At 34.8% G+C, this 3,899-nt stretch carries 5 protein-coding genes; 4 read left to right on the top strand and 1 reads right to left on the bottom strand.

The annotated features are described in order from the left end of the window. Positions 1–97: 97 nt before the first annotated feature. The 3 genes from BA1_RS18040 to BA1_RS18030 all read left to right on the top strand — a co-directional run bounded on the left by BA1_RS18040 (position 98) and on the right by BA1_RS18030 (position 2,543). Positions 98–376 (top strand): DUF5839 family protein, encoded by a 279-nt coding sequence (locus BA1_RS18040; protein ID WP_008362165.1) that lies wholly within the window; start codon positions 98–100, stop codon positions 374–376. A 175-nt stretch (positions 377–551) separates the two neighbouring features. Further along, on the top strand, positions 552–1,361 hold the full coding sequence (locus BA1_RS18035; protein ID WP_008362163.1) for a hypothetical protein: 810 nt from the start codon (positions 552–554) through the stop codon (positions 1,359–1,361). 66 nt (positions 1,362–1,427) lie between these two features. Continuing rightward, on the top strand, positions 1,428–2,543 hold the full coding sequence (locus BA1_RS18030) for a hypothetical protein (RefSeq protein WP_008362161.1): 1,116 nt from the start codon (positions 1,428–1,430) through the stop codon (positions 2,541–2,543). A 329-nt stretch (positions 2,544–2,872) separates the two neighbouring features. On the opposite strand, the gene BA1_RS18025 is transcribed toward BA1_RS18030, so the two are convergent. Beyond that, complete coding sequence (locus tag BA1_RS18025) at positions 2,873–3,139, bottom strand: YesK family protein (RefSeq protein ID WP_008362159.1); 267 nt, start codon at positions 3,137–3,139, stop codon at positions 2,873–2,875. Positions 3,140–3,653: 514 nt separating this feature from the next. Between BA1_RS18025 and BA1_RS18020 the strand changes: the two genes are divergently transcribed. Next, a partial coding sequence (locus tag BA1_RS18020) for a response regulator aspartate phosphatase (protein WP_008362157.1) occupies positions 3,654–3,899 on the top strand: 246 nt, incomplete at its 3' end.

The raw sequence follows: 3,899 nt of genomic DNA, 5'->3' as shown, positions 1-3,899 counted from the left end.
ATCCCTGTCTCAAAAACGGGGGTCAGTCCCAGCTAGGTCTGCTTCTTTTTATTTTATGTTGTTATCCTTATAGTAAAAGCGCAGAGGGAGTGTGTATATGACCAATTACAGAAATACAATTACAGCATTTCACTGTTCGAAAAGGAACGGGGAATTGAAGGTTAAACCGAAACCTTTCAAGTGGCATATTCCAAAAAGACTAAGAGGACAGATACAACAAGGGGATATTGTGTTGGTTGAATCCCTAGACAGAAAAAAGCCTGTCCTAGTAATTGATGTTTCAAGAGAAGAGCTAGAGGAAACGGGTTGCTATTACAAGCGAGTCATTAAGATTTTGGATCAAGTAGATAAAAATAAAGAAAATGTACCTGTGTGAAAGAGAGACTATTACGAGTAGTCTCTTTTTTAATGTAAAAATTCACTCAAATTTAACATGTCAATTCATCAGATATTAAAATATCCTTAAAATTCTATTAATGTTTACATGATCCATATTAACCATTATTATGGTGAATGTGGACCACGCTAAAAAAGGAATTGGAGGTAATAATATGAAAAAACGAAACGTTATTGTCACATCCTTGTTGTCAGCATCTGTATTATTCACTGGGTTTGGATTGGAAGGAAATGCACAAGCGACAGATGTATACCCTTCTATGAACAATGAAAGAGCCAAAGAAGAAATAGAAGAAATGAAAGCAGAGGGTATGACCTCTGAACAGATTAATGAGCTTTACGAGATGAGCAAAAAGGAGTATAACTCTGTATCTACAGAAGAAAAAGCAGAAGCTATATTCGAAGAGTCGCAGAAAGATATCGATCAATATATTAAAGAAGGCGTGATTGACGAGTATTTACCTAAGTACAACGAAGAGAAAGATAAGATAAGCGTAAACGCCAAGAATTTAGGCACTAAGGGCGATGTATTAGTAAGCTATGACTTGAATTCAGGTAGCTCCGCAATTGGCTTCGGACACGCCGCAATTGTCTCAAGAAAAGCAGCTAAGACCGTAGAGGCTTGGCATAAAAATTGGAGTCCTATTAAACAACATGGAGTCAGAAGATATAATAATAATTGGGGTTCTAGAAAGAAGGTTTACGGGCTATGGGTGAAGAAGTCTAATAATACCAAATATGTAAATGCGGCTAAGTATGCTGAAAAGCAAGCTGACCAAAAGAAGCCATACAACATGAATTTCTTTGACAAGAAAACTACCAAAAAATTCTATTGTTCTCAATTGGCCTGGAGAGCTTGGAAGAACCAAGGGCACGACATTGACAATATAAAAATTGATTCGGTTGTGTCGCCAATGGAATTAGTCAACTCTAACAACACGAAGGTCTTTTATCATAAAAAGTAAGTCAATAAGCAGTCGGGGGACTCCCTCGATTGCTTTACTTGTTTAAAATTGAAAGGAGATGATTGAATGAAATACTTAAAACTACTTATTTCAGCTTGCGCCATTGCATTAATATGTACAGCATGCTCAAAGAAAGAGGAGGCTGCTGTTGACTCACCTAAGAGAGAATTGAGCAATATGAAAGACAGTAAATTTGCTATCATTTATTCGCAGGTAATGGATAGAGGATGCGAGGTGGTCAACTATAACAACGAAGGAAAGAAATTGTCGAGTATTACAATGAAAGACTGTGTGGGATTTACCTCATCTACTCAGAGCGATAATAATATGTACTTTTCATCTAATAGGTCTAATTATCATGTATCCCTAAATAAGAAGACTGGGAAGGTAGAGCCTTTGAATACAAAATCACTTTCAAAGTCTACAGATGACGAGGGTGCATTCTTTATTAACTACTCTAATGGGTATGTTATACACGATATTAACGTTGGCTTTACAGAGGATGGCTTAGTAGGAGAATTAGTATATTGGAATGAAGATGACAACGATAAAAATCAAGTTGAATTAGACGGAGAATTAACAACAGCTATATTTGAAGACAAAAAAATCTATGCCATTCTCAGTAATGATGAAAGTGTCACAGTGTCTTCAATAGACCCTAAAACTCATAAAGAAAAACGAAAAAAGTTAGATGTCGACTCAGTCTTCTTTCCTGACAATAATGAATCTTTGAAGTCATTAAACAATGAAGAATTAATTCTTGCCGTAAACGATGGCGTTGACAGTAAGAAAGAATCGATGTTGGTTGTACTCGACAAAAAAACTCTCGATAAGAAGAGAGAAATAGTAATGGATAAAGGATTCATTATCTACAAGATCAATGTAGGCAAGGATAGAGTCACGATAGTTTCCTATGAAGGAGAAGTCAAGACATTCAACAAAGACCTCAAAGAGATATCTTCTGAAAAAATTCCACTTAATTTTAAATCAGATGACGAACGTTTAGAAGAGGTCAAGATTTTAGACGGCAAGATTTATGCATTGGTAAGAATGTTTGATAGAGATAAGGATGGAGTTATTGGCAGAATTATTGAATATAATATTGAAAGCAAAGACTCTAAGGAGATATCACTAAAATCTGATAGAGACTGGGAAATGACCAGCATGGAAGTTATAAGATAACTGTAGAGGAGAGTGGAGTAAATTAACTTACATTATCTTCAACCCATGGGTCTTGTGTTATTCACATTGCCGTTGTTGTATTTAGTTTGGGGGATTATTGGGTATTTAATCTTTAAGAAGATTCATGTGGTGCTAATTATCACATTTATAACTTCAACCATCTTCATATTTGCCTATACTGGATTCGACCTGTCGAATATGTATTGGGTAGTGGCTATGACCTTTTTATGCATGTGTACCACTGTCATCACAAAAATCATTCGATATATGTATTATCGCTATAAAAGAGCATAATAACCAGTCAAAGCTTGTGTTCCCGAACATGAGCTTTATTTTTGTTTCATACCACTAAAATAACTCAAGAAGCTGGTAATAATTAAAGAGATAACTGATGCAATTAGCAAAGATACACTCATTGCACCCATTCCTAAACCTTCCCATTCTCCTACAAAGAAACTTATAATTAATAAGATAATGCTTGCCATCATTAAAACTGCTGGAAATCCATACTGTAAAAAGGATTTTCTTTTTTTAAATATTAAAGAAAAACCTAATATAATAACTGTAAGGATAGTTGTCAGTAGCCAGAAAGGCATTTGTCTCGCCTCCTTGAAAGAATATGATAAGAGAACCCTAATGAATATTTATGTATCCTTTCAATATCCTACCACTGATTTAATCTGTTGACCACAGACCGAGAAGTGTTAAATAATCCATATAAAGTAAAGACTCTGTGACAATGATTATCACAGAGTCTTTACTTTATAATTTATTACCAGCTTCTTTCCCTAAACTCGATGTAATCACTTTGTCAGCTACTTCATGTGAGACAGCAGCAGAAGGAAAAATTGGTAAAGCTAATGCTACAGTTTCTTAGAGAAAACAGGTTGCTATTATAAGCGAGTCATCATGGTTATGGATCAAGTGGATAAAACCAGTAAAGAGCGTGAAAAATAAACAGCGTCTTTTGTAGGTGGATTTTTGTCATGTTTTGGAGTTCTTTATTGTCTGTATGGCATGTCACATTACTTATTTTTACATAATTTGTTTAAAAAGGTCATTTAATCTGCGATAATGAAAGAAAAGGGTAAATGATAGGGGGAGGTTTGTTTGTCGGAAAAAGTAGCAAGTCCATTTGTTGCTAAAATGATTGGTGATTGGTACGGACTTATAAAAAAACAAGATATCCTAAAAGCTGAAAAAAAGAAAAGCGAGATAGTACAAGCTTTTGAAAATATGGAAGAAGATCAAAATGTCTTATTATACTTTAACTTGATTGATGCCAGATACAAAATGATGGTGCAGGAGTTTGAGGGATCAAAAGTTTTATTGAAGCAAATAGACATTGAAGAGAAG

The sequence above is a fragment of the Bacillus xiamenensis genome (genome assembly GCF_000300535.1).
Taxonomy (GTDB): Bacteria; Bacillota; Bacilli; order Bacillales; family Bacillaceae; genus Bacillus; species Bacillus xiamenensis.
This window is presented reverse-complemented; position numbering and strand designations above follow the sequence as displayed.

What these genes read in the sequence shown, in the direction of transcription:
- BA1_RS18035 (WP_008362163.1), top strand. Translation starts at nt 552, where the DNA reads ATGAAAAAACGAAACGTTATTGTCACATCCTTGTTGTCAGCATCTGTA.
- BA1_RS18025 (WP_008362159.1), bottom strand. Translation starts at nt 3,139, where the DNA reads ATGCCTTTCTGGCTACTGACAACTATCCTTACAGTTATTATATTAGGT.
- BA1_RS18030 (WP_008362161.1), top strand. Translation starts at nt 1,428, where the DNA reads ATGAAATACTTAAAACTACTTATTTCAGCTTGCGCCATTGCATTAATA.
- BA1_RS18040 (WP_008362165.1), top strand. Translation starts at nt 98, where the DNA reads ATGACCAATTACAGAAATACAATTACAGCATTTCACTGTTCGAAAAGG.